Source organism: Nocardia flavorosea NBRC 108225, assembly GCF_001613385.1.
Classification (GTDB): Bacteria; Actinomycetota; Actinomycetes; order Mycobacteriales; family Mycobacteriaceae; genus Nocardia; species Nocardia flavorosea.
Map to the genome: position 1 here is coordinate 20,318 of NZ_BDCG01000011.1, position 21,012 is coordinate 41,329.

Sequence of the window (21,012 nt, forward strand, 5' to 3'; positions counted from 1 at the left end):
GGACCCGTCAGCAACTGGAGGGCAATCGACGCTCAACGGTGACCTTGGACACACACACCCTGAGGCGTCCCCGCTCGGGCGGGCGCCTCAGGGCCGTTCCTGCTCCGGGGTTTTGCGCGGCGCCGGCTGCGGAACCTCCGCCAGGATCGCGGTTTCGATCGCCAACCGCCGCTGCGGACCGGAATCGTCGCCCAATTCCACGCAGAAGACATCGACCACGAACGATCCCATGGTCACCACCTTGGCCCAGCGCACATCGGCGCCCGCACCCGACAGTACGGCGGACAACCGGCACAGCAGGCCGATACGATCCTCCGCCCGTAACTGCAGGATGAACCGGCCCACGCCCTGGGTCGGTGTCCACAACAACCACGGTTCGGCCCGGGCGTAGCGGGCCGCGGCGGCCGTATCGCGTTCCCGTGCGGTGAGAACGGCACGCACATCGAGGTCACCGGCGATGGCGCGTTTGAGTTCCTGGCGTAGCAGCCCGGCATCCGGTGGTGACCCGAAGGCCGGTGTCACGACGAAGGTGTTGATCGCCGACTCCCCTGCCGCGCCGATCGACGCCGACAGCACCCGCAGCGAATGCAGTGCGAGCACACCGGCGGTATCGGCCAGCAAACCGGGGGTGTCCGGGGCGATCACGGTGGCGACGTAGGTGTATTTATCGTCGCCCTGGGATAATTCGACGTCCACTCCACCAGCAGCGGCGCGGGCGAGCAGCTCCTGCGGTACGGGTTCGGGCTCGGGCAGTTCCTCACCCGCCATCACGGTGCGGCAGCGCCGGACCAGTTCGCCGATCAGCGTCGCTTTCCAATCCCCCCAGACACCTGGTCCGGTGGCCAGCGAATCCGCTTCCGCCAGCGCATGCAACAGTTCCAGCCGCCGCGGATCGTGGTCCAGCGCATCCGCCACGTACTGCACGGTGGCCGGATCGTCGATATCACGATGGGTGGCCACATCGGGCAGTAGCAGATGGTGGCGCACCAGGGAGCTGAGAATTTCCACATCCGAGGGCCACAACCCCATCCGGCGGCCGATCTGGGTGGCGAGTTCGGCGCCGACCACACAGTGGTCCTCGGCGCGGCCCTTGCCGATATCGTGCAGCAGCGCACCGAGCGCCAGCAGATCGGGCCGGGCGACGCGGGTGCTCGACGCGCTCGAGTAGGCGACGGTCTCCACCGAATGGCGGTCCACGGTCCACACGTGCAGGGCGTCGCGCGGCGGCAGGTCACGCACCGCGCCCCATTCCGGAAGCAACCTGCCCCACAAGCCGGTACGGTCCAGCGCCTCCACCGCGTCGATCACCCCCCGGCCGGAACCGAGCAGCACCAGCAGATCGTTGAGAGCGTCTTTCGGCCACGGCTCGCGCAGCTCCGGGGCGTCCTCGGCCAGCCGGTTGAGGGTGGTCGCCGACATCGGCAGGCCGGATTGTGCGGACGCCGCCGCCACCCGCAGGATCAGGCCGGGATCGCGTTGCGGCCGGGCATCCCGGGCGAGCACCACCTCACCGGCATGTTCGACGACACCCTCGTCCAGGGGCCGCCGCACCGGCATTCGCCGCAGCCGCGCCAGCCCACGCCGCGGTAATGCATTGCCCGCGGTACGCAACCCGACGTCCACCGAATAGCCGACGGTGCGGGCCGCGTCGCTGAGGGTACGGGCGAGATCGAACCGGTCACCGATACGCAATGCCGCACCGATCTCGTCGGCGTCCTGGGCGCGGAGCTGGTCCCGGGCCCGGCCCGCGACCCGGTGCAGTTCGGTGCGAACGTCCAGGAGCCGACGGTGTGCCTGGGCCAGGCCACCACCCGGCGTCTCCGGTCCGAGGCCCGGCATGGCATCGGTGAGCTGTGCGATGGCCAGCGCGTCCAAGAGCTGGATATCGCGCAACCCGCCGCGGCCGCTCTTCAGATCCGGTTCGGTGCGGTGGGCGATCTGCCCGCTGCGGTCCCAGCGGGCGCGGACCCCGGTGAGCAGTTCGTCGTAGCGACCGCGGATACCGCGACGCCAATCCCTGCGGATACCGGCGATGATCCGGTCGCTCAGTTCGGGATTGCCTGCGATATGGCGGGCATCGAGCATCCCGAGCGCGGCGACCAGGTCATCGGCGGCGACTTTCAACGCCTGCGGCACCGTGCGCACACTGTGGTCGAGTTTGATGTGGGCGTCCCACAGCGGATACCACAGCCGGTCGGCAATTTCGGCGACCCGCTTCGGATCCATATCCTCGTGCAGCAGCACCAGATCCAGATCGGAGTAGGGCAGCATCTCGCGCCGGCCGAGCCCGCCCACGGCCATGATCGCCAGGCCGCTGTCCGGGGTTATCCCGACCTCGGTGCTCTTGCTGGTCAGCCACAACTCGTACAGGTCGACCAGTGCCGACCGCAGTGATTCGGCATCCAGGCGCGGATGCCGGGGGTGTCCGCCGCCGAGCAGCTGATCGCGGGCACGGACCAGATCGGCGGCGCCGTTCGACAGCTCCACAGCTTTACCCGCCGGTCCGGCGCCGGCCCGCCCCTGCTCCCTTTTCTGCCGGTCTTCATCCAACCGAACCACCACCCGTCACACAGGCGGCCCCGCCCCGACCGGAAACGGTGGGAGCGGGGCCGCTGTCGTTGTTTACATACACTCCACGCGCGTTGCGTTCTCGCGCGCTGCGGACGCGGCAGGTCCTATAGAGCGTCGGTGCCGCGTTCGCCGGTACGCACCCGGACGATCGTCTCGACCGGACTGACCCAGACCTTGCCGTCGCCGATCTTGCCGGTACGCGCGGCATCGACGATGAGATCGACGACCCGGTCCACCGAGGCATCGTCCACCACGACCTCGACCCGGACCTTCGGGACGAAATCCACCGAGTACTCGGCGCCGCGGTAGACCTCGGTATGGCCCTTCTGCCGGCCGTAGCCCTGGACCTCGCTCACGGTCATACCGAATACGCCCGCCTGTTCCAGGCCGGTTTTGACGTCTTCGAGCGTGAACGGTTTGACGATTGCGGTGATCAGTTTCATGGGGTTCATGCCTCCTTGCCGGCCGAACGAGCGGTTCCACCCAGTGCAGCGAAATCGTATGCGGTCTCCGCGTGTTCGGAGTCGTCCATACCAGTGGACTCCGCTTCGGCGTCGGCACGCAGACCGATCGTGAACTTGATCGCGTAGGCGATCGCCAAGGCAATCACGAAGGAATACGCGAGCACGGCAACCGCACCGAGCGTCTGCCGGCCCAGCAGCTCGAGATCACCGCCGTAGAACAGACCCGCGGCACCCGCGGGCGCTTCGGGAGCGGCGAACAAGCCGATCAGCACCGTGCCGAGAATACCGCCGACCATGTGGATACCTACGACATCGAGCGAATCGTCGTAACCGAATTTGAACTTCAGGCTCACCGCCAGCGCGCAGACCGCGCCGGCGATCACGCCGATGGCCAGCGCGCCCAGCACGTTGACCGATGTACAGGACGGAGTGATGGCGACCAGACCGGCGACGATGCCGGAGGCGGCACCGAGCGAGGTGGGCTTGCCGTCGCGGATCTTCTCGACCACGAGCCAGCCGATCATCGCGGCGGCAGTGGCGACCAGCGTGGTGACGAACGCGGCACCCGCGACACCGTCGGCAGCCACCGCGGAACCGGCGTTGAAACCGAACCAGCCGAACCACAGCAGCGCGGCACCCAGCATGACGAACGGCAGGTTGTGCGGCCGGAAGGGCGTCCTGGGCCAGCCGGCGCGTTTACCGACCACGATCGCCAAGGCGAGCGCGGCGGCACCGGAGTTGATATGCACGGCGGTACCACCGGCGAAGTCGATGGCCTCGACCTTCTCCATGATCCAGCCGCCACCCCAGACCCAGTGCGCGACCGGGAAGTACACCAGGGTGACCCAGATGGCGCTGAACGCCAGCCACGCGCCGAACTTCAGCCGGTCGGCGACCGCCCCGGAGATCAGTGCCACGGTGATGATCGCGAACATCGCCTGGAAGGCGACGAAAACGGTCGCCGGGATGGTCCCGAACAGCGGGACACCCGCCGATTCGTCGCCGAATCCGGCGATCAGCGTTTTCAGGCCGAAGAACTGACCGGGGTCACCGATCAACCCACCCTTGTCGGTCCCGAACGCGACCGAGAAGCCGAACAGTACCCAGAGCACGGTGACGACAGCCATCGCGCTGACGCTCATCATGATCATGTTGAGCACGTTCTTGCCCCGGACCATACCGCCGTAGAAGAACGCCAGGCCGGGTGTCATCAGCAGGACGAGCGCGGCGCTCGTCAATATCCATGCGGTATCGCCGGCATTGGGTGCCCCGATCACGGTTTCCACCAGTTACCTCCCTCATCTTCCGGCCCGCCGCCTGCGCGACTTCGGGCCCGCTAATGAAGGGTGCTCATTCGGTGTTTCCTCCGTGACGCTCCGGTGTTTCACCTACGTGAATGGATCACACCGGCATGTTTCGAATGTGTTGCCGCCGCCGTACCTGCTGCTCACTCCAGTCTGTGAGGCTGCTCCACCCGGCAGCGACCCGACCGTTCGTCAGGACTGCTGGACGCCGCCGGGCGAGCACGATCAACCGAGCAGCGCGTCCACGAAAGCCGCCGGTTCGAACGGAGCCAGATCGTCGGCGCCCTCGCCGAGACCGACGAGTTTGACCGGTACCCCGAGTTCGTGCTGGATCTGGAAGACGATTCCGCCCTTCGCGGTACCGTCCAGCTTCGTCAGCACCACACCGCTGATATCGACCACCTCGGCGAAGATCCGGGCCTGCATGAGCCCGTTCTGGCCGACGGTCGCATCCAGCACCAGCAGGACCTCGTCCACCGAGGCCTTCTTCTCCACCACCCGTTTCACCTTGCCGAGCTCGTCCATCAGCCCGGTCTTGGTGTGCAGGCGGCCGGCGGTATCGATGAGCACCGCGTCCACGCCGGAGTCGATACCGGAGGCCACCGCGTCGAAGGCCACCGCGGCAGGATCGGCGCCCTCCTTGCCGCGGACCGTATCCGCGCCGACCCGCTCACCCCAGGTCTGCAACTGGTCGGCCGCGGCGGCCCGGAAGGTGTCGGCCGCACCCAGCAGCACCCGGCGGCCGTCGGCGACCAGCACGCGGGCGAGTTTGCCGGTAGTCGTGGTCTTCCCCGTGCCGTTGACTCCGACGACGAGCAGGATCGACGGGTGATCGGGGTGCGGCAGGGCACGTACCGAACGGTCGAGTTCGGGCCGCAGCGATTCGATCAGCACATCGCGCAGGACAGCCCGCGCCTCATCGGCGGTGCGCACGCTACGTGCGGCCATTTCTTCCCGCAGCCGCTCCACGATGACGGTAGTGACGGCCGTGCCGATATCGGCCAGGACGAGCGTGTCCTCGACCTCTTCCCACGATTCCTCGTCGAGGTCGCCCCCACCGAGCAGGCCCAGCAGGCTTTTGCCGACCGCGTTCTGCGACCGCGACAGCCGGCCGCGCAGCCGGGTCAACCGGCCGGAGGTGGGGGCGATCTCCTCGACTTCGGGGACGAGATGGGCGCCGGCCGCGGTATCGGGCGCCGCCACCGGAGCTTCACCGGTGGCGGGTTCCGCCGGAGGTGCGGGCGGCGCGGTCTCGGTATCCGGTACGGCGGCGTGCGCTGCGGCAGCCGCACCACCGGCCTCCGGCGCGGTTGTCCCGGGTTCGGCGGAGGCCGGTGCCTCTGCCGCGGGGGGCGCAGTTGCGTCTGCCGCGGGCGGCACCGATATCCCTGCCGCGGGCGGCACCGATGTCCCTGCCGCAGACGAGAGGGACGTGTCTGCGGCGGGGGGCGTGGACGTCGTCTCGTCCGTCGCCGGTGCGGGCGTGCCGGCCACCGGCGGGGTGGCGGTCGCCGACTCCGCGGGCGCGGGGGTTCCGGTTTCGCCGGGCGCGGTGGTCGCGGGTGCCGCAGGCTTTCCGGTCTCGGGTGCCGCGGTCGTTCCGGTTTCCGGCGGCGGGGCCGTCTCGGGCTCCGGCGGTGCAGTGGGAGCGGAGGCCGCGGGAGCCCCGCCGCCCGGCGCTTCCGGCGCGGTGGTGGTCGCGGTGTCGACGGCATCCGGCAGCGGTACATCGGTGATACCGCGGCGGGGGGCGTCCCGCGGGATCGCCGCGTCGTCACCGATATGTGGCTGTCCCTCGGTATCCGTCCGCTCAGCGGGACTCGGGCGCGCGGGAGCCGCGGTGGCTCCCTGCCCGCCCTGACTGAAACTGAAACCGCCGGCCGCCTGGTACCCACCGGACCGGTCGGCCAGTTCCCCTTTCTCCGCCGGCGGGGTCAGCGAGACCCGGCCGCGTTTGTACCGGACGAAGCCGGCCACGAGCGCGACCAGCAGTACGGCGGCGATCGCTGCGATCAGAATCCAGGCTTGCGCACTCACACCGCCCATCCTTGCAGAGCCGGTCCGGGCTCCCACCGACCCCGCCCGGCCCGCGCGGCGGCCGGAGGCGGGCCCGCCCGTCCATACCCTGCACATTCCCTGCTCAGCCCAGCGAACACGACGGGTGAGATTTCTTGTCCTGCGGAAGTTCTCGCTACAGGCCAATAGGATCGGCGATGTGACCGATCGAAACGTGCTTGGGGGTCCGCTACAAGAGTGCGGCACCGATCCTCTGACCGGGTTCTACCGGGACGGCTGCTGCAGCACCGGCCCGGAGGATCTGGGCAGCCACACCGTGTGCACGGTCGTCACAGCCGAGTTCCTGGAGCACCAGGCATCCATCGGCAACGATCTGAGCACACCGCGTCCGGAGAACAATTTTCCCGGCCTGCAGCCGGGCGACCGATGGTGTGTGGTGGCGGTGCGCTGGTTGCACGCGCACGAGGACGGTGTCGCCGCGCCGGTGATTCTGGCGGCGACCCATGAGAATGCCCTGGAAGTGATATCGATGGAAATCCTGCGAAAATACGCGGTAGACGTACCCGACGACGTCAGCGACCTGCTGTGAGACAACGGACCGCCGCAACCGTGCCCCAGCGAAATCACGCCGGGGCGCCCGCGGAGGCCACATTCTGCCCGCGCAGGCGTTGCGAGATCACCTGGGTGATGCCGTCGCCGCGCATGCTGACACCGTAGAGGGCGTCGGCGATCTCCATGGTCGGCTTCTGGTGGGTGATGACGATCAGCTGACTCTTCTCGCGCAGCTGTTCGAACAGCCCGATGAGGCGGCGCAGGTTGGTGTCGTCGAGCGCGGCCTCCACCTCGTCCATGACATAGAACGGTGAAGGCCGCGCGCGGAAGATGGCGACCAGCAGCGCCACCGCGGTCAGCGATTTCTCGCCACCGGACAGCAACGACAACCGCTTGACCTTCTTTCCGGGCGGCCGCGCCTCCACCTCGATACCGGTCGTGAGCATATCGCCGGGGTCGGTGAGCAGCAGCCGGCCTTCGCCGCCCGGGAAGAGCGCCGAGAAGACCTGGACGAACTCCCGTTCCACATCGGCGTAGGCGTCGGTGAAGACCTGCAGGATGCGATCGTCCACCTCGGCCACCACGTCCAGCAGGTCCTGGCGGGCTTTCTTGACGTCCTCGAGCTGCGTCGCCAGGAAGTTGTAGCGTTCCTCCAGTGCCGCGAACTCCTCCAGCGCCAGCGGGTTCACCTTGCCGAGGGTGGCCAGATCCTTCTCGGCCCGTTTCGCGCGACGCTCCTGCGAAGCCCGATCGAACGGCATCGGCGCCGGTGCGGTGACCTGTTCACCGCGCTCCTTGGCCTGCTCGTATTCGCGTAGCTCCAGCTCGCTGGGCGGGAGCGCGATATCGGGTCCGTATTCGGCGATCAGATCGTCGAGCGCGATACCGAACTGCTCCCCGATATTCGCCTCGAGCTGTTCGATCCGCAGTGCGGCCTGCGCTTTGGCGACCTCGTCGCGGTGCACCGCATCGGTGAGCTGCCCGAGCTGGGTACTCAACGCCCGTACCCGCTCCTTGATCTGGTCTACCGTGGTCGCGCATTCGGTGCGCCGGCGCACCAGGTCGTCCCGCCGGGTAGCGGCAGCGGCCACCACCTGCTCCAATTCGGCGGACAATTCCGTTCCGGATTCGCCGACCGCAGCAGCCACGTGGGCCGCGCGGCGGCGGGCGGCCTGAGCACGTTCGGCGCGGGCCCGGGCCTCGCGTTCGGTACGGGCGGAACGGCGCAGCGTTTCTGCTTTACCGCGCACCGATTCGGCACGTTCCTCGGCGGTCCGCACCGCCAGCCGTGCCTCCACCTCCATGGCTCGGGCCTCGGCCAGCGCCGCGGCGGCTTCTTCCCGGGCCAGCGCGGCGGCCTCGGTACCGGCGGTGCCGACCGCATCGCCGTCGGTATCGGCCTGCTCCAGCTCGGCGCGGTGGAGCCGGTCCTCCAGGTCGGCGAGCGCGGTGACGGCCTCTTCCCGTGAGGTCTCGGCGGCGGCCCGCTGTTCGATGAGGCGTTCGGATTCGGTAGTCGCGGTTCGCGCGGCCGCGCCGAGCCGGCCGAGCCGTTCGTAGATGCTGTTGAGCGCCTGGTCCGATTCGTGCAGCGCCAGCAGCGCCTGGTCCACCGCGTCCTTGCGGTCGGCCTGTTCCTCCAGTGCCCCGGACAGGCTCGCTTCGAGTTCTTCGGCATGCCGCTGCGCGGCCCGCAGTTCCGCTTCGGCGGTGTCGATTTCGGCCTGGACCTCGAGGCGGCTGGGCGCGCGGTCGGATCCACCGACCAGCCAGCCGGTTCCGGCCAGATCGCCTTCCCGGGTCACCACCCGTAGCTCCGGACGTGCGGCCAGTACTTCCGCGGCGCGGTCCAGATCGTCGACGACCACGACCCGGCTCGTCAACGCGAGTACCGCCGCACGTAGCGAATCGGGGTAATTCACGACGTCGACCAGGCGGCGCGCCCCCGCGGGCAGTTCGTCCGCGTCGATCCCGGTATCCGCGGCGACACCCTCGTAGACCAGTGCGGCCCGGCCCGCATCGGCCTTCCCGAGCGCCCGCACGGCACCGACCGCGGTATCAGCGGTATCGGCGACCACCGCCTCCGCGACCGGCCCCAGCACCGCCGCGACCGCGGCCTCGTACCCGGCGTGCACGCCGAGCAGTTCGGACAGCGGGCCCAGCAGACCGGCCGGCTGGTGCTCGGTCAGCCAGGCCGCGCCGTCGCGGCTGGCGAGGTTCATGCCGAGCGCTTCGATCCGCGCCGTCAGCGAGGCGACCCGCCGCCCCGCGTCGCGGTCCTCGGCACGCAGTTCGGTGACCCGGTGATCGGCGAGGTCGAGGGCCTCTACGGCATGTTCGTGCTGGGCGTCGAGCCCGGCTTCCCCGGCATCGAGTTCGGCCAGTTCGTCCTGCACGGCGTCGTATTCACGCTGAGCTTCCTCGCCCCGGGTCCGCGCCTGGGTGAGGGCGGTGGTCAAGCGGACGATCTCGGTGTCGATGGATTGTGCTTTGGTGCGCAGGTTCTCGACCTGTCCCGATAACCGGACCAGTCCCTCGCGGCGGTCGGCGATGGCCCGCACAGCGGCCAGATGCGCCTGTTCGGCCGCCTTGGCTTCGTGTTCCCGTTCGGCGAGCCCGTCGCGGGCGGCTTCGAGGGTCTCCGTGGCCATTTCGACCGCTTCGCGGAGTTCGGCCTCTTCGGCTTCCACCCGGTCCGCTTCGGCTTCGAGCTGGTCGGGGTCGCGACCGGTATTCGCCGCGGGGGCGGTATCCAGATGGCGGGCGCGATCGTTCGCGATCCGGGTGGTGGCGTTGACACGTTCGGCCAGGGCGGACAGCTGGAACCACAACTGGCCTGCCGCGTCGGCGCCGGGAGTGAGCCGGGAGAGTTCGAACTCCTGCTGGGCGAGGGCCGCATTGGCCGCGTCGAGTTCGCTCTGCACGGTGATCTGCTGTTCCCGCGCGTAGGCTTCTTTGCTTTCCTGGCTCTGCAGCTCGGCCCGCCGGGTGACCAGATCGTCGGCCGCCAATCGCAGCCGGGCATCGCGCAGATCGGCCTGGACGGTCTGCGCGCGGCGCGCCACCTCCGCCTGGCGGCCGAGCGGTTTGAGCTGGCGGCGCAGTTCGGTGGTGAGATCAGTGAGGCGAGCCAGATTAGCCTGCATGGCGTCCAGTTTCCGGACGGCTTTTTCTTTCCGTTTGCGGTGTTTGAGGACGCCCGCTGCTTCTTCGATGAAGGCGCGCCGGTCTTCCGGTCGCGATTCCAGGATCGCCGAGAGCTGTCCCTGACCGACGATCACATGCATTTCGCGGCCGATGCCGGAATCGCTGAGCAGTTCCTGGACATCCATCAACCGGCACGAATTGCCGTTGATCTCGTATTCGCCCGCGCCGTCGCGGAACATCCGGCGGGTGAGGGAGACTTCGGCGTAATCGATGGGCAGGGCACCGTCGGAGTTGTCGATGGTGAGCGTGACCTCGGCCCGCCCGAGCGCGGCGCGGCCGGAGGTACCGGCGAAGATGACATCCTGCATCTTGCCGCCGCGTAGTGCTTTGGCGCCCTGTTCGCCCATGACCCAGGTGAGCGCGTCGACGACGTTGGATTTACCCGAACCGTTCGGCCCCACGACGCAGGTGATGCCGGGTTCGAACCGCAGTGTCGTCGCGGACGCGAAGGATTTGAACCCCTTCAACGTCAAGCTCTTCAGATGCAACGCCGACGACCCTTTCCGCCTCCACGTACTGTCCGCCTCGCTCAGGCCGATCAGCCATGCTATAGGGCCGCAGCGAGATAACCCCATCCGGCGCACCGGAGGTGACCGATCGGCAGCGGGTGATGGCGGCACGGTTGCCGAGGGCGGCCCGCACCGTAGCCCGGTGGTTCCGCCGACCGGATACCACCGAGGCTACCGGGCGTTATACCTTTCGACGATGGCAGCGGCCGGCCTCGATTCCGGTTGCCGCACGCACTGCCAGCACGGCACCCCAGGGGCCGATGACCCATATGGGCCAGAAATAGGTGAACACTCCGGCACCCAGTGAGATCGCCGCCCAGATCACCAGTACCAGCACACTGACACCCAGCCACGCGCCGCCCTCGATCCGCTGCCAGATCGGGAACCGCGACCGCGATCCCTGCGCGGACGAGGCGGGGCCGGGAGCCGGCTTCAGCTCGGGCAGGTCCGCCAGCACACCTTGAAGGTCCTCGCGCGTGGCGCTCCGGTACACCTGCGCTACCCGCTCGTCGTATTCGGCGAGGTCGATCCTGCCGTCGCCCAGATGCCGGCCCAGCTCCCGCACGAATCGATCGCGTTCGGCATCCGAGGCGCGGATGCCCGCCGAGATCTCCATAGCGCTCCCCTTACGTCGAACCACACTCCACTGTGGAATAAACCGATAGTGCTACTCCCACTGTGGAATGTCAAGGCCGTCTGGGCTCATGCCCGACGCACCCCGCTACCCGGAAGGACCCGAACAGGCCCGGCCATGGACAGCAGGAGCAGCGGCAAGCGATACCCGGCACCGCGATCGACGTACGGGGTCGACTCTGTCTCCGACGGAGGCGCCGGCCGCTCACAGATGTGGCGGTAGGGTCGGCGCGGAAAGCACCGCCTCGCGGAACAGCCGGCCGCCCCTTATCGCTCCAGCAAACCCGGTAGCCCGCCCCGAGCCGGCTCCCGGTCCTCCGCCACCAGATCCACCCGGCCGGACGTCGCCCGAGAACGCAGCCGGCAGTCCGGCCACCGTGCGCAGGGCCACCACACGCACCCAGCCATCGGTCGCTCACCCATGTGGCAGCAGCGCCGGCCCGGAAAGCACCCTCGCCGCGCAGCCGGCCGGCCCTATCTCTCCACGAAACCCTGCAACCCGCCCCGGATCGACTCCCAGTTCTCCACCACCAGATCCACCCGGCCGGGTGCCGCCGGCGAACGCAGCAGCGCCAACAGCTCGGCCACCGCGCGGCGCGGCCCTTCGGCCACCACATGCACCCTGCCGTCGGGCGCATTGGTGGCATGCCCGGTGAGCCCGAGTTGCAATGCCCGCGACCGGGTCCACCAGCGGAAACCCACGCCCTGCACGTATCCGTGCACCCAGGCGCTCAGCCGCACCGGATCGTTCGCCGACTGCGCCGCCGCATCGTCCGCCGCCATGATCAGTCGACCGTATCGATCTCGAAGGACAGCGTCACCTTGCTACCCGCCTTCAATGTCCGGCCCACGGTGCACACCTTGTCGATCGCTCGCTGCACCGTCACCAGCAGCCGCTCGCGGGCGGCCTCGTCGAGTTCGCTGAGATCGAGTTCGAATACCTCGTCCAGCTGCGGGTACACCTCGTTCTCGCGATCCGCGGCACCGGACACCCGGATGGTGGCGTCGTAGTCGTCGCCGAGCCGGCGCGACAGCGGGAAATCCGAGCTCATCCCCGAGCAGGCGGCCAGCGCGATCTTCAGGAGTTCACCGGGTGTGAACACGCCGGGAACGCTTTCGGACCCGATCAGAACCTCCGCGCCGCGTGAACTGCGCCCGGTATAGCGCCTGGTCCCCGTACGCTCGACCCACAGTGTGGTCGGGCCCGAGGGTGCGCCGGCCGGCGCCGCGGCGGCGGCCGCAGTGGTGGTGTCATCAGCCATGGTTGCGATCCTGCCACCCACCGTCCGGGCCGCGTGCACCCGTCCGCGACCGGCGGGGATCAGCCGCGGCGCGACCGCCGCGCGGTCACCCGGACCGGCCGCTTCGGCCGGTCCTCCAGTATCAGGGCGAGAAGCCGCAGCAACAGCAGGCCGACGAGGAATCCGGCGATCAACGTCGGTGTCACCAGGGACATGGCAGTCCTTCCGTTCCGCATCACGCGGCCGTACCGGCCGCGTACCGGCCGGTACGGCCGGTATCTCCGGCCGTACGCACGGGCGGTGCGCTGGAAAAACTACCCCTCCGGACAGCCCGGAAACCCGTTGCTTGCGCGATCTTTACGCCGGTATTCCAGCCCCCTGATCACACGTGGACCGCGCTCCTGTTCACCGATACGGGTGACATCCCGAGGCGTCGGCAAGCTCCGCACATGGAAGATTCCCGTACCGGCGGATCACGTCCTGACCGCCCTCTCGCATCAGGAATCGCACGAAGCTCGCGCCGATCGATCCGGGCGCGAAATCGCCGTACGAGTACGCGTACTCCACGCCCCAGAACGGGTAGGTCCGTTCCGCGGCCGCCTCTCGCGTCGCAGGCCGGCCGCCGATCGTCACGCGCACCACGCCCGCGGCATCCGCCGCGTCCGCGGCTTCGCTGTATCCGACGGCACCCGGTATCCCGGCGACCTCGTCGAGGACATCTCCGGTGGTCAAGGTCTGGCAGCGTCCGGGTTCGCCGCCGCGCGCGAGCTCGTTGCAGGTGATACCGGGTTCGGGTGGCTGCCCGGTGTCCAGCAACCGGGTCTCGAAATTCCAGCGGGTCCCGGATCCGGCGTAGCGATTGACGACCCGCACCGGCAGATCGGCGCCGCCGACTGCCCGCCAGTTGGTGACCCTGCCGAGGAACAGATCCCGGATCTGCTCGACCGTGAGGTCGCTGACCCCCGTTTTCGGGTGGACAACCACGGTGAACAGCGAGAGCGCCAGCGGCCGCTGCACCAGCGCAGGGAAGTCGGCGCCCTTGGGACCGTCACCGATCGCCAGCAGTGCGCCGTCGGCACCGCGCGCGTCGTCGACCCGCGTCATCCCGCGTTCACTGCCCTCGAACTCGTAACCGATAGCCGAACCCGGGCACGTACGTTCGTAGAGCTCGCCCGCTTCCTCGACCACCCGCGCGAAGGCGGTCGACCCCACCACTGTGAGCCGCCCCGTGGCGCAACCGCTCGGCGCGGCCTCGGATTCGACGATATCGAGCACCGCCATCGCCGCGATCACGGTGACGAGGAACCCGATCAGCACGAGCATGAGCAGTGACGCCCCGGAACGGCCCTGGGTTTTGGTGATCCCGCCGCCGGTGACCACGCCCTGCATCGTGGGCTCGGGATAGTCGCCGGCACCGGCAGTCCGTTCCAGGGTCGCCAGAATCTTGTAGTGATCCGACCGGTTCAACGGAACCTTCGGCAGATCGATGACACCGATATCCTGGCCCGCCAGTTCACGGTGACCGAACCCCGAATCCGGTTCGAAACAGACTGCCAGCCCCGGATTGCTCAGCTCGGTGACCGCCATTCCGATCACCCGCCGCTGCGGAAAGTGCAGATGTAATCCGGCCTGACCATTCTGCCCGGTCACGTAGTCGGTGGCATCGATGGTGGTGGCGCCGTGGTTTTCGATCCGCACCAGCACGACCGACAGATCTTGCAGGTTACGTTCGGCCCCCTCGGCGGTTTGCCGTAACTGCCGCAAAGCCCCGGCGTGCCCGGATTCCGCTTCACCGGTGACCGGCGTATCCATCTGCACCCGCCAGCCGAGCCGTTTACGGCCGACGAAAACGAACTCCCAGACGAAGGCGCCCACCGGGATCGCGATACCGGCGAGCGGAAGTACGAAACCGAACAGAAGTTCACCCACCGGCCGATACCACCCCTGATTCCTCCATCGGTCACCATCTTCGGCCAACCGAACGGCCGAACCCCCTCGGCCCGAGGGGTGTTCGCACACCATTCACCCCGGCGTCATCGACCTCCGCCGGGGCAACCGCGGAATCCCCCCGAATACCCGACGCCCATGACCTCGTTCAGCCGGTGACGACGATGTCACCGGCACCGTGGCCGGTCATGAAGGCCAGCAGCCGCCGGGCCTCTTCCTCTACGAGAGCGCGCTGGTCTGCGGCAAACCCGTACCAGGGCTCGATGTGCAATGCCGAGTCCCGCAACGACCACCTGCCGTGCACGAAACCGTCCACCAGATACACCGGGACCCCGGCCGAGGCCTCGCGGGAGGTCCGCCGCCGGTCTTCGTCGGCGATGATCCGCCGCCGGTCCCGGTAACCGAGCAGCGCGTTGTCGAATGCGGGCAGGAAACGCACCGGTACAGGAAGTTCCGGATCGGCGAGCGGCGCGTCGGGCAGATCGAGCAGTTCCGCTCCCTCAGCACGGCGCAGCACCCGCAGCCGTGGACGCAGCGGGTCGACGACCTCACCGAGCCGGGTGAGACCCGACCAGGCCTGGATATCGGCAACGCTCGCCGGGCCGAATGCCGCGAGATAACGCAGGATCATCGTCGGCGGATCGGCCGGACCGAGCGGTGCGCCGATCCACTCCTCGGCGGGACCGACCGTGACATAGCGGTTTCGCCAACGCCCCCACTCCCCCGTTTCGGCCCCGTGTGCCATCGGGACCAGCACCTCGACCGCCTCCGCCAGCCTGCGTGTATGGCGCTGCGGAAAATGCTCGGCCAGCAGCCTTCCGAGGTCGCCGCGCGACATCCGCCGGCCCGCCAGCACTTCCCGGCCGGACGCGGCCAATTCGGGCAACTCGATACCGTCGATCTCGTCGCGGTAGTAGGCGGTGTTGAGCGCCCCCGCGATATACGCCTGGACCGTAGGGCGCAACCAGCGGAAATCCTCGGCAGTACTGAGATGTACGGTGCGCCGGATCGTGGTGGACCGGACGAGTTTCCGGTCGTGCATCAGCGTGGCGAGTTCCTTATGATCGAACCGCTCCAACCGGGACCACGCTCCGATATAAGGCCAATTCGGCTCTTGTCCCTGCACTGCTACCAGGTGCCGGATCAGCTCGTAGGGCGTGAGGTCCGTCCGGGCCGCCAGATGCTGGCGTACCAGCAGGGTCCGGTTCAAGGTGCGCAGTGACAGTTCCCGCATACCGGGCATTATCGCGGTCGGCACCGACAGGCACCGCCGGCCGGGACGCGCACGTTACCGGCTCGGCCGCGATCCCCTTGGCGACTCGGCCACAAGGTCACCAAGACACCGCAGCGACTGGCCGGCGACAGGGGGCGCACGTATCACCAGCGGCTCAGGCACCACCCGACCGCGTCCATTCCAGAAGCTCATCCACCGACCGGGTATTGATGATCCGGCCGGGAGCAACCTCGCAGGCCACCGCGCGAGCACACCCGTACCCCTGCCAGTCCAGCTGTCCCGGCGCGTGGGCATCGGTATCGACCGCGAATTCGCACCCCATCTCGAGCGCGAGCCTGATCAACCGCTCCGGCGGATCCTGACGCTCCGGCCGGCTGTTGATCTCGACCGCCGTACCGTAGCGACGGCAGGCCTCGAAGACGATCTCGGCGTCGAAATCCGATTCCGGCCGCGTCCCCCGGCCGCCCTCGACCAGCCGTCCCGTGCAGTGCCCGAGGACATCCACATGCGGGTTCGCCACCGCGTACACCATGCGCCGCGTCATCGTGTCCCGGTCGTCGCGCAGCCGGGAATGCACGCTGGCGACGACGATATCGAGTTCGGCGAGCAGATCGGCGTCCTGGTCCAGGCTGCCGTCGTCGAGGATATCGACCTCGATTCCGGTGAGTATCCGGAACGGGGCCAGTTCGGCATTCACTTCGGCGACCACGTCGAGCTGGCGGCGCAACCGTTGCGCGGAAAGGCCGTTCGCGACGGTGAGTCGCGGCGAATGATCGGTCAGCGCACAATACTCGTGCCCGAGAGCGGCCGCGCAACCCATCATTTCGGCGATCGGGCTACCCCCGTCGGACCAGTCCGAATGGGTGTGCAGGTCACCGCGCAATCGCGTGCGCAGCTCGGCGCCCGCGGCCCCGATCGGCCGCGCCGCGGCCCGCAACTCGGCGAGGTAACGCGGGACGATTCCTTCGCAGGCCTCCTCGATCACGGCCGCGGTTTTCGGGCCGATCCCGGCGAGCTCCTGCCAATTCCGGGCAGACCGGCGCCGCCGCACCTCCTCGTCGCCGAGACCGGCGACGATATCGGCGGCCCGCCGGTACGCCTTGACGCGGTGCGTTTTCTCGCGCCCTCGTTCGAGCCAGAACCCGATCTCGCGTAGCGCCGCCACCGGCCCCGGCGCGGGCCGTCCGCTGGATTCGGGCGCGTCGCCGGACACCGGTCAGCGCGCCTTGCCGTACTTGACGAAGGCAACCCCGTCGTCGAAGACCTGGCTGGTGATGACACGGAATTCCAAAGGCTCGGGCAGTCGCGGACCACTACCGAACAGCGGCCGTCCTCGCCCCAGCACGATCGGATGCAGTTTGAGGAAGACCTGATCGATCTCGGGCAGCAGCTCCTGGGCCAGCCGACCGCCGCCGCACAACCAGATCCCGGGCCCTTGCTCGCGTTTGAGTGCACGCACTCGGGCCAGCGGATCGGCGCCGATGAGTTCCACGGCCGGATCCGGGCGTGCGGTGAGCGTGGTGGACACCACGAACTGGCGCAGATGCGCGTACGGGTTGGTTGTCCCGGTACGCACCCCGAAATCGTAGGTTTTGCGGCCCATGATCACGGTATCGAAGTTGGCATTGCGCGCACCGATGCCGAGGGTCCGGCGTACTTCGGACGGCACGGTCTCCGGATACTGCGCGGTGATCGTGCGGCTGTGGTCGCCGCCGACCGGGAAGAAATCGACAGCACCGTCTTCGGTGGCGATGAACCCGTCGATCGTAGCGGCGACGAAGTAGGTGAGCTTGCGCATGGCATCCTTCCCGGGCCGACCGGTCGACCGATCTTGCCCGGAAAACCGTAACCCGTCGCCGGGCGCCGCCGCGAGAGATCTACACCGTGGTTTTGCGGCGTCGCGCCGGAGGTTGACACCGAGGACACGAAAAGGAGGAGCGATTCATGAACTTCTCCCGGACGATCGCCGCACCGCAGCGCGGGCAGGGCCGGTCACCGCGCCCGTACACCGCCAGGACCCGCTCGAAATAGCCGGACTCGACACGTTTGTGACGCTCATGAATGGCCAGTCGAATGAGCACTCAACTCGCCATTCGATCGCGATTCGACTCCCTCTATGGGTGCGACCCCGGCACGCCCGCCCGGTCGTCGGCGCTGCCCAGGTCTGGTGCCAGCTCATGCTCGAGACGCTCGCCGACCCCGATGCGCCCTGGCAACGCTCGACATCGTGGTCGGGGCAAAGTAAACCCTGGAGACATCGCTGCGAGGAGCGAGGGGCCATCCGGGGTGTTCGTAAACAACAATGCCAGACGAGAAAAAAACGGCGCAGCATCGCCATCGGCGACAGGCAGGCGGAGGACACAGTGACGGATCCGCCTCACCGCGCGTCCGTCGAGCGCTACGTCACCCAGGCGTGCCGTGGACCGTAGCTCGCCGAAGTCGCTGAAGACTACGTTCGCGCCGAGGGCGAACAATCGCATACCGATTGGTCGGCACAACCAGCTGGACGGCTTGTTACGGTAGCCTGTGCATATGGACGCAGTCTCAGATCCCGAGCGTCAGACGCGCAATGCCGAGCGCACTCGAGCCGCTGTGCTGTCTGCTGCGGCGCATGCGTTCACGGAGAAGGGGACGGGGGTGTCCCTTGCGTCAATCGCGAAGGATGCCGGGGTCTCCAAGGGCGGGCTGCTACATCACTTCCCGACTCGTGAGGCGCTCATCGTGGCGCTGGTCGATGATGCGAATCGTCGGTTCCGTGCCACGGTCCAGTCGCATCTGGACCTGTCGGAGAATCAGCCGGGAAAGATGCTGCGCGCCTACGTCCGTGCTCTGTGTTCGGGGGCAGAGGAGACGGTGGAGTACTTCACGTCGGCCCCGTCCTGGGTGGGTGTGTACGACATTCCCGAGGTCGCGGAGCTCTCCCGGGCCGACGAACTGTGGTGGACCGAGCAGTTCGCGATCGACGGCTTGGCGCAAGATCGCATCTTCCTGGTGCGACGGGCGGCGGAAGGGCTCGCAGCAGCGATGGCATACGGCGGCCGGCCCGCGGACGAGGTGGCCGCCCAGCGTGAGCTCCTGCTGTCGCTCACGCTGGGCGGCCACCTGTCGGCCTGATTCAGAGGCGGCCCTCGAGGCGGGTGACCACCTCGGTGGCGGCGCGTTGCCCGGACAGGATCGCGCCGTTCATGGTGCCGGAGAACTGGTCTGCTGTCTCGGATCCTGCCCAGTGGATGCGTCCGACCGGTTCATGCAGGTAGGGGCCGAAGCCGGTCCACGCTTTCGGCCCGACGGCGGGGTTCGGCCCACCGGGGGCGAAGCTGTCGTTGCCCCAGGAGAAGTCGGTGTAGTCGATGATGTTTCGCGCCCGGTCTCCGTAGAGATGGGCGAGGTGGTCGATGACGCGTCGCCTGCGCTCGAACGGAGGGTGTGCATCGAATCCGCGGCCGTCACAGAAGGCCATGAGGATGCCGGGGCCGGCTGGGTCGGGGCTGACGTCGAAGGTGAGGAAGACGGTGTCGTCGTCGGACATGCCTTCGCCGGACAGTCCGTGGTCGCGCCAGAACGGGTGGTCGTAGGCGACGAATGCCTTGCTGAGCGCGCCCAGTCGCCAGCTGCGGGCGAGCCCGTAGTGGTGATCCGGCAGGGTCGGTGAAAATTCGATGGCGGCACGGTGCATCGGGGAGGCCGTGACGATGACGTAGCGGGCACAGATGCGATGCGTCCTGGACTCGACGACGACGCGATCGTCGTCGGTGGTGATGTGTTCAACGGCGGAGTCGACCAGCACACGAGGGACGTCGATACCGGCGGCCGCCTTCTCGACGGAGGCATCGGGATGTGTGTACGAGTCCACGGCATCGGCCAGCCCCCTCGCGAGGCGGTGCGCGGTGCCGAGGAAGCGGTCCTGCTGGTCACCGCCCTCGACGGCGAGCATATGCGCGAGCCCGCCGAGCGTCTTGATGTAGCGCATCACGTTGAACAGCGATACGTCGGATGGGGGTGCTCCCCAATGCACTAGGCAGACCATGCGCATGAACGAACGGGTCTGTTTCAGGGCCCGCTGCCGTCGCAGCCATTCTCCGAACGACATCGCATCCCACCGTTCCGCCCTCACGTGCTCCCAGGAGCGTTCGACCGGCATCTCGTCGACGCACTTCTGCAGGACGCTCATGACGCGGGCGATATCGGCCATGACCCATGGGGCGAGGGCGATGAGGCTCTCGACCCGGCGCTTCCCGCCGAGCGAGATCACGCCTTTGCCCTGGTGGAACTGGGGAACGAGCTCAATGCCGAGGCGAGCGGCCAGCGCGTGCACTTCATCGTGGTCGGGAGCGACCCAGGTGGCTCCGGCATCGACGGGCACATCTGCAATCTCGGTCGTGCGGATACGACCGCCGACACGGTCACGTCCTTCTAGGACGACGACCTCGTAGCCAGCCCGGATGAGCTGGTCGGCAGAGGTCAGACCGGACAGGCCGGCCCCCACGATGACGACGTCAGCCGTGCGATCGGTGGCGGTGTTCATGAGTTCTCCGTTCGTCTTCTGCCGTTCGCGTGCCGTCTGGGTGCCCGAGCGGCGCGCTCAGGTGCGGGTGGTGCAGTGATCCGTGTGTCGGTGTAGACGCGCTCAGGGACGTCCCTCCGCCTGACGACGAGAGCCGCTGCCGCCAAGGACAGGTCCGCGGTGACGCGTTGGGCGACGCTGTGAGAGGTCGCGCGTTCGACCAGTCCTGCGGTGAGCAGCTGCGCCGATCGCGCAAACGGTCGCACCCGTCGCGCGTAGCGCGTGGCGGCAATCGCAACGCTGTCGGGGGTACCCCAGCACCGCACGTGCCGCGATGAGCAGCTCCGGCGTCGGTACGAACGCCGCAGCAAGGGAGGACAGGCCGAAGCCGACCGAACCGATCATCAGCAACCGCTTGCGGCCGATTCGATCGGCCAGGTTCCCCGTCACCACCAGCAACCCGGCCAGAGCGAAGGAATAGATGTCGCCGATCCACAGGACCTGCGTCGACGACGGGTCGAGGTCAGCGGTCAGCGCGGGAATCGCCAGAGCGAGCACCGTGCCGTCGATCGCGAGCAGCAGCACCGCCGGCGTGAGGATCCCGAGCCCCGCCCAGGTACGGGCCGGACTGGCTCGAGTGGTGTACGCGGTGACCATACCGCCACTCTACGGACCAAATGGTCGGCTCAGCAAACCTTATGGATGGGCGTGGGGCCCGAGGTCGCCGTAGAGACCGTCCGTCCGGCCATTGAAGGGCACTTCCGTGCTTGCCCTCGAACATGGTCGTCGAACGAGGCTGGTTCTGGTCCGCTCGATTGCCGGTGCGTCCT

16 protein-coding genes and 2 pseudogenes are annotated in these 21,012 nt (G+C 68.2%); 2 read left to right on the forward strand and 16 right to left on the reverse strand.

Annotated features, from left to right (window positions below; translation table 11 throughout):
* Nucleotides 1-87: 87 nt before the first annotated feature.
* The 4 genes from NFL01S_RS12570 to ftsY all read right to left on the reverse strand — a co-directional run bounded on the left by NFL01S_RS12570 (nt 88) and on the right by ftsY (nt 6,376).
* Nucleotides 88-2,550 carry a [protein-PII] uridylyltransferase gene (locus NFL01S_RS12570; RefSeq protein ID WP_174555681.1) on the reverse strand — a complete coding sequence of 821 codons (2,463 nt, stop codon included), beginning with the start codon at nt 2,548-2,550 and terminating at the stop codon, nt 88-90.
* 125 nt (nt 2,551-2,675) lie between these two features.
* Nucleotides 2,676-3,014: a P-II family nitrogen regulator gene (locus tag NFL01S_RS12575; protein ID WP_062974701.1), complete on the reverse strand. Its 339-nt coding sequence runs from the start codon at nt 3,012-3,014 to the stop codon at nt 2,676-2,678.
* A 5-nt stretch (nt 3,015-3,019) separates the two neighbouring features.
* Complete coding sequence (locus NFL01S_RS12580; RefSeq protein ID WP_084492643.1) at nt 3,020-4,309, reverse strand: ammonium transporter; 1,290 nt, start codon at nt 4,307-4,309, stop codon at nt 3,020-3,022.
* Nucleotides 4,310-4,564: 255 nt separating this feature from the next.
* A complete protein-coding gene (ftsY, locus tag NFL01S_RS12585) occupies nt 4,565-6,376 on the reverse strand; it encodes a signal recognition particle-docking protein FtsY (protein ID WP_062974862.1) in 1,812 nt (603 codons plus the stop codon).
* A gap of 178 nt (nt 6,377-6,554) precedes the next feature.
* Here ftsY and NFL01S_RS12590 point away from each other — a divergent pair, with 178 nt between their 5' ends.
* Entirely contained in the window at nt 6,555-6,944 is a 390-nt protein-coding gene (locus tag NFL01S_RS12590; protein ID WP_033241367.1) for a DUF2237 family protein, read from the forward strand.
* Between the two features lie 34 nt (nt 6,945-6,978).
* On the opposite strand, the gene smc is transcribed toward NFL01S_RS12590, so the two are convergent.
* From smc to NFL01S_RS34370, 10 genes and pseudogenes are all read right to left on the reverse strand, one after another.
* A complete protein-coding gene (smc, locus tag NFL01S_RS12595; protein ID WP_062974705.1) occupies nt 6,979-10,602 on the reverse strand; it encodes a chromosome segregation protein SMC in 3,624 nt (1,207 codons plus the stop codon).
* A 202-nt stretch (nt 10,603-10,804) separates the two neighbouring features.
* The gene (locus tag NFL01S_RS12600; RefSeq protein WP_062974707.1) at nt 10,805-11,239 is read right to left on the reverse strand and encodes a DUF1707 SHOCT-like domain-containing protein; all 435 of its coding nucleotides are present in this window, start codon (nt 11,237-11,239) and stop codon (nt 10,805-10,807) included.
* 491 nt (nt 11,240-11,730) lie between these two features.
* On the reverse strand, nt 11,731-12,039 hold the full coding sequence (locus NFL01S_RS12605) for an acylphosphatase (RefSeq protein ID WP_062974708.1): 309 nt from the start codon (nt 12,037-12,039) through the stop codon (nt 11,731-11,733).
* Between the two features lie 2 nt (nt 12,040-12,041).
* Nucleotides 12,042-12,518 carry an OsmC family protein gene (locus NFL01S_RS12610; protein WP_062974710.1) on the reverse strand — a complete coding sequence of 159 codons (477 nt, stop codon included), beginning with the start codon at nt 12,516-12,518 and terminating at the stop codon, nt 12,042-12,044.
* 59 nt (nt 12,519-12,577) lie between these two features.
* Entirely contained in the window at nt 12,578-12,712 is a 135-nt protein-coding gene (locus tag NFL01S_RS37315) for a hypothetical protein (RefSeq protein WP_280507443.1), read from the reverse strand.
* A gap of 190 nt (nt 12,713-12,902) precedes the next feature.
* Complete coding sequence (locus tag NFL01S_RS12615; RefSeq protein ID WP_062974712.1) at nt 12,903-14,426, reverse strand: PstS family phosphate ABC transporter substrate-binding protein; 1,524 nt, start codon at nt 14,424-14,426, stop codon at nt 12,903-12,905.
* A 166-nt stretch (nt 14,427-14,592) separates the two neighbouring features.
* Nucleotides 14,593-15,678: a winged helix DNA-binding domain-containing protein gene (locus tag NFL01S_RS12620; RefSeq protein WP_062974864.1), complete on the reverse strand. Its 1,086-nt coding sequence runs from the start codon at nt 15,676-15,678 to the stop codon at nt 14,593-14,595.
* Between the two features lie 154 nt (nt 15,679-15,832).
* Nucleotides 15,833-16,891 carry a PHP domain-containing protein gene (locus NFL01S_RS12625; RefSeq protein WP_062974714.1) on the reverse strand — a complete coding sequence of 353 codons (1,059 nt, stop codon included), beginning with the start codon at nt 16,889-16,891 and terminating at the stop codon, nt 15,833-15,835.
* Nucleotides 16,892-16,894: 3 nt separating this feature from the next.
* A complete protein-coding gene (locus NFL01S_RS12630; RefSeq protein ID WP_062974716.1) occupies nt 16,895-17,476 on the reverse strand; it encodes a dihydrofolate reductase family protein in 582 nt (193 codons plus the stop codon).
* 79 nt (nt 17,477-17,555) lie between these two features.
* A pseudogene (locus tag NFL01S_RS34370) lies at nt 17,556-17,717 on the reverse strand (zinc finger domain-containing protein); the annotation flags it as partial.
* 493 nt (nt 17,718-18,210) lie between these two features.
* Between NFL01S_RS34370 and NFL01S_RS12635 the strand changes: the two are divergent.
* Entirely contained in the window at nt 18,211-18,792 is a 582-nt protein-coding gene (locus NFL01S_RS12635; protein ID WP_062974720.1) for a TetR/AcrR family transcriptional regulator, read from the forward strand.
* 1 nt (nt 18,793) lies between these two features.
* On the opposite strand, the gene NFL01S_RS12640 is transcribed toward NFL01S_RS12635, so the two are convergent.
* Together NFL01S_RS12640 and NFL01S_RS36880 are read right to left on the reverse strand one after the other, a co-directional pair.
* Nucleotides 18,794-20,203 carry a flavin monoamine oxidase family protein gene (locus NFL01S_RS12640; protein WP_062974722.1) on the reverse strand — a complete coding sequence of 470 codons (1,410 nt, stop codon included), beginning with the start codon at nt 20,201-20,203 and terminating at the stop codon, nt 18,794-18,796.
* Nucleotides 20,204-20,494: 291 nt separating this feature from the next.
* Nucleotides 20,495-20,839, reverse strand: a pseudogene (locus tag NFL01S_RS36880) (MFS transporter); the annotation flags it as partial.
* Nucleotides 20,840-21,012: the final 173 nt, after the last annotated feature.

What these genes read in the sequence shown, in the direction of transcription:
- NFL01S_RS12575 (WP_062974701.1), bottom strand. Translation starts at nt 3,014, where the DNA reads ATGAAACTGATCACCGCAATCGTCAAACCGTTCACGCTCGAAGACGTC.
- NFL01S_RS12600 (WP_062974707.1), bottom strand. Translation starts at nt 11,239, where the DNA reads ATGGAGATCTCGGCGGGCATCCGCGCCTCGGATGCCGAACGCGATCGA.
- NFL01S_RS12605 (WP_062974708.1), bottom strand. Translation starts at nt 12,039, where the DNA reads ATGGCGGCGGACGATGCGGCGGCGCAGTCGGCGAACGATCCGGTGCGG.
- NFL01S_RS12610 (WP_062974710.1), bottom strand. Translation starts at nt 12,518, where the DNA reads ATGGCTGATGACACCACCACTGCGGCCGCCGCCGCGGCGCCGGCCGGC.
- NFL01S_RS37315 (WP_280507443.1), bottom strand. Translation starts at nt 12,712, where the DNA reads ATGTCCCTGGTGACACCGACGTTGATCGCCGGATTCCTCGTCGGCCTG.
- NFL01S_RS12620 (WP_062974864.1), bottom strand. Translation starts at nt 15,678, where the DNA reads ATGCGGGAACTGTCACTGCGCACCTTGAACCGGACCCTGCTGGTACGC.
- NFL01S_RS12630 (WP_062974716.1), bottom strand. Translation starts at nt 17,476, where the DNA reads ATGCGCAAGCTCACCTACTTCGTCGCCGCTACGATCGACGGGTTCATC.
- NFL01S_RS12635 (WP_062974720.1), top strand. Translation starts at nt 18,211, where the DNA reads ATGGACGCAGTCTCAGATCCCGAGCGTCAGACGCGCAATGCCGAGCGC.
- NFL01S_RS12640 (WP_062974722.1), bottom strand. Translation starts at nt 20,203, where the DNA reads ATGAACACCGCCACCGATCGCACGGCTGACGTCGTCATCGTGGGGGCC.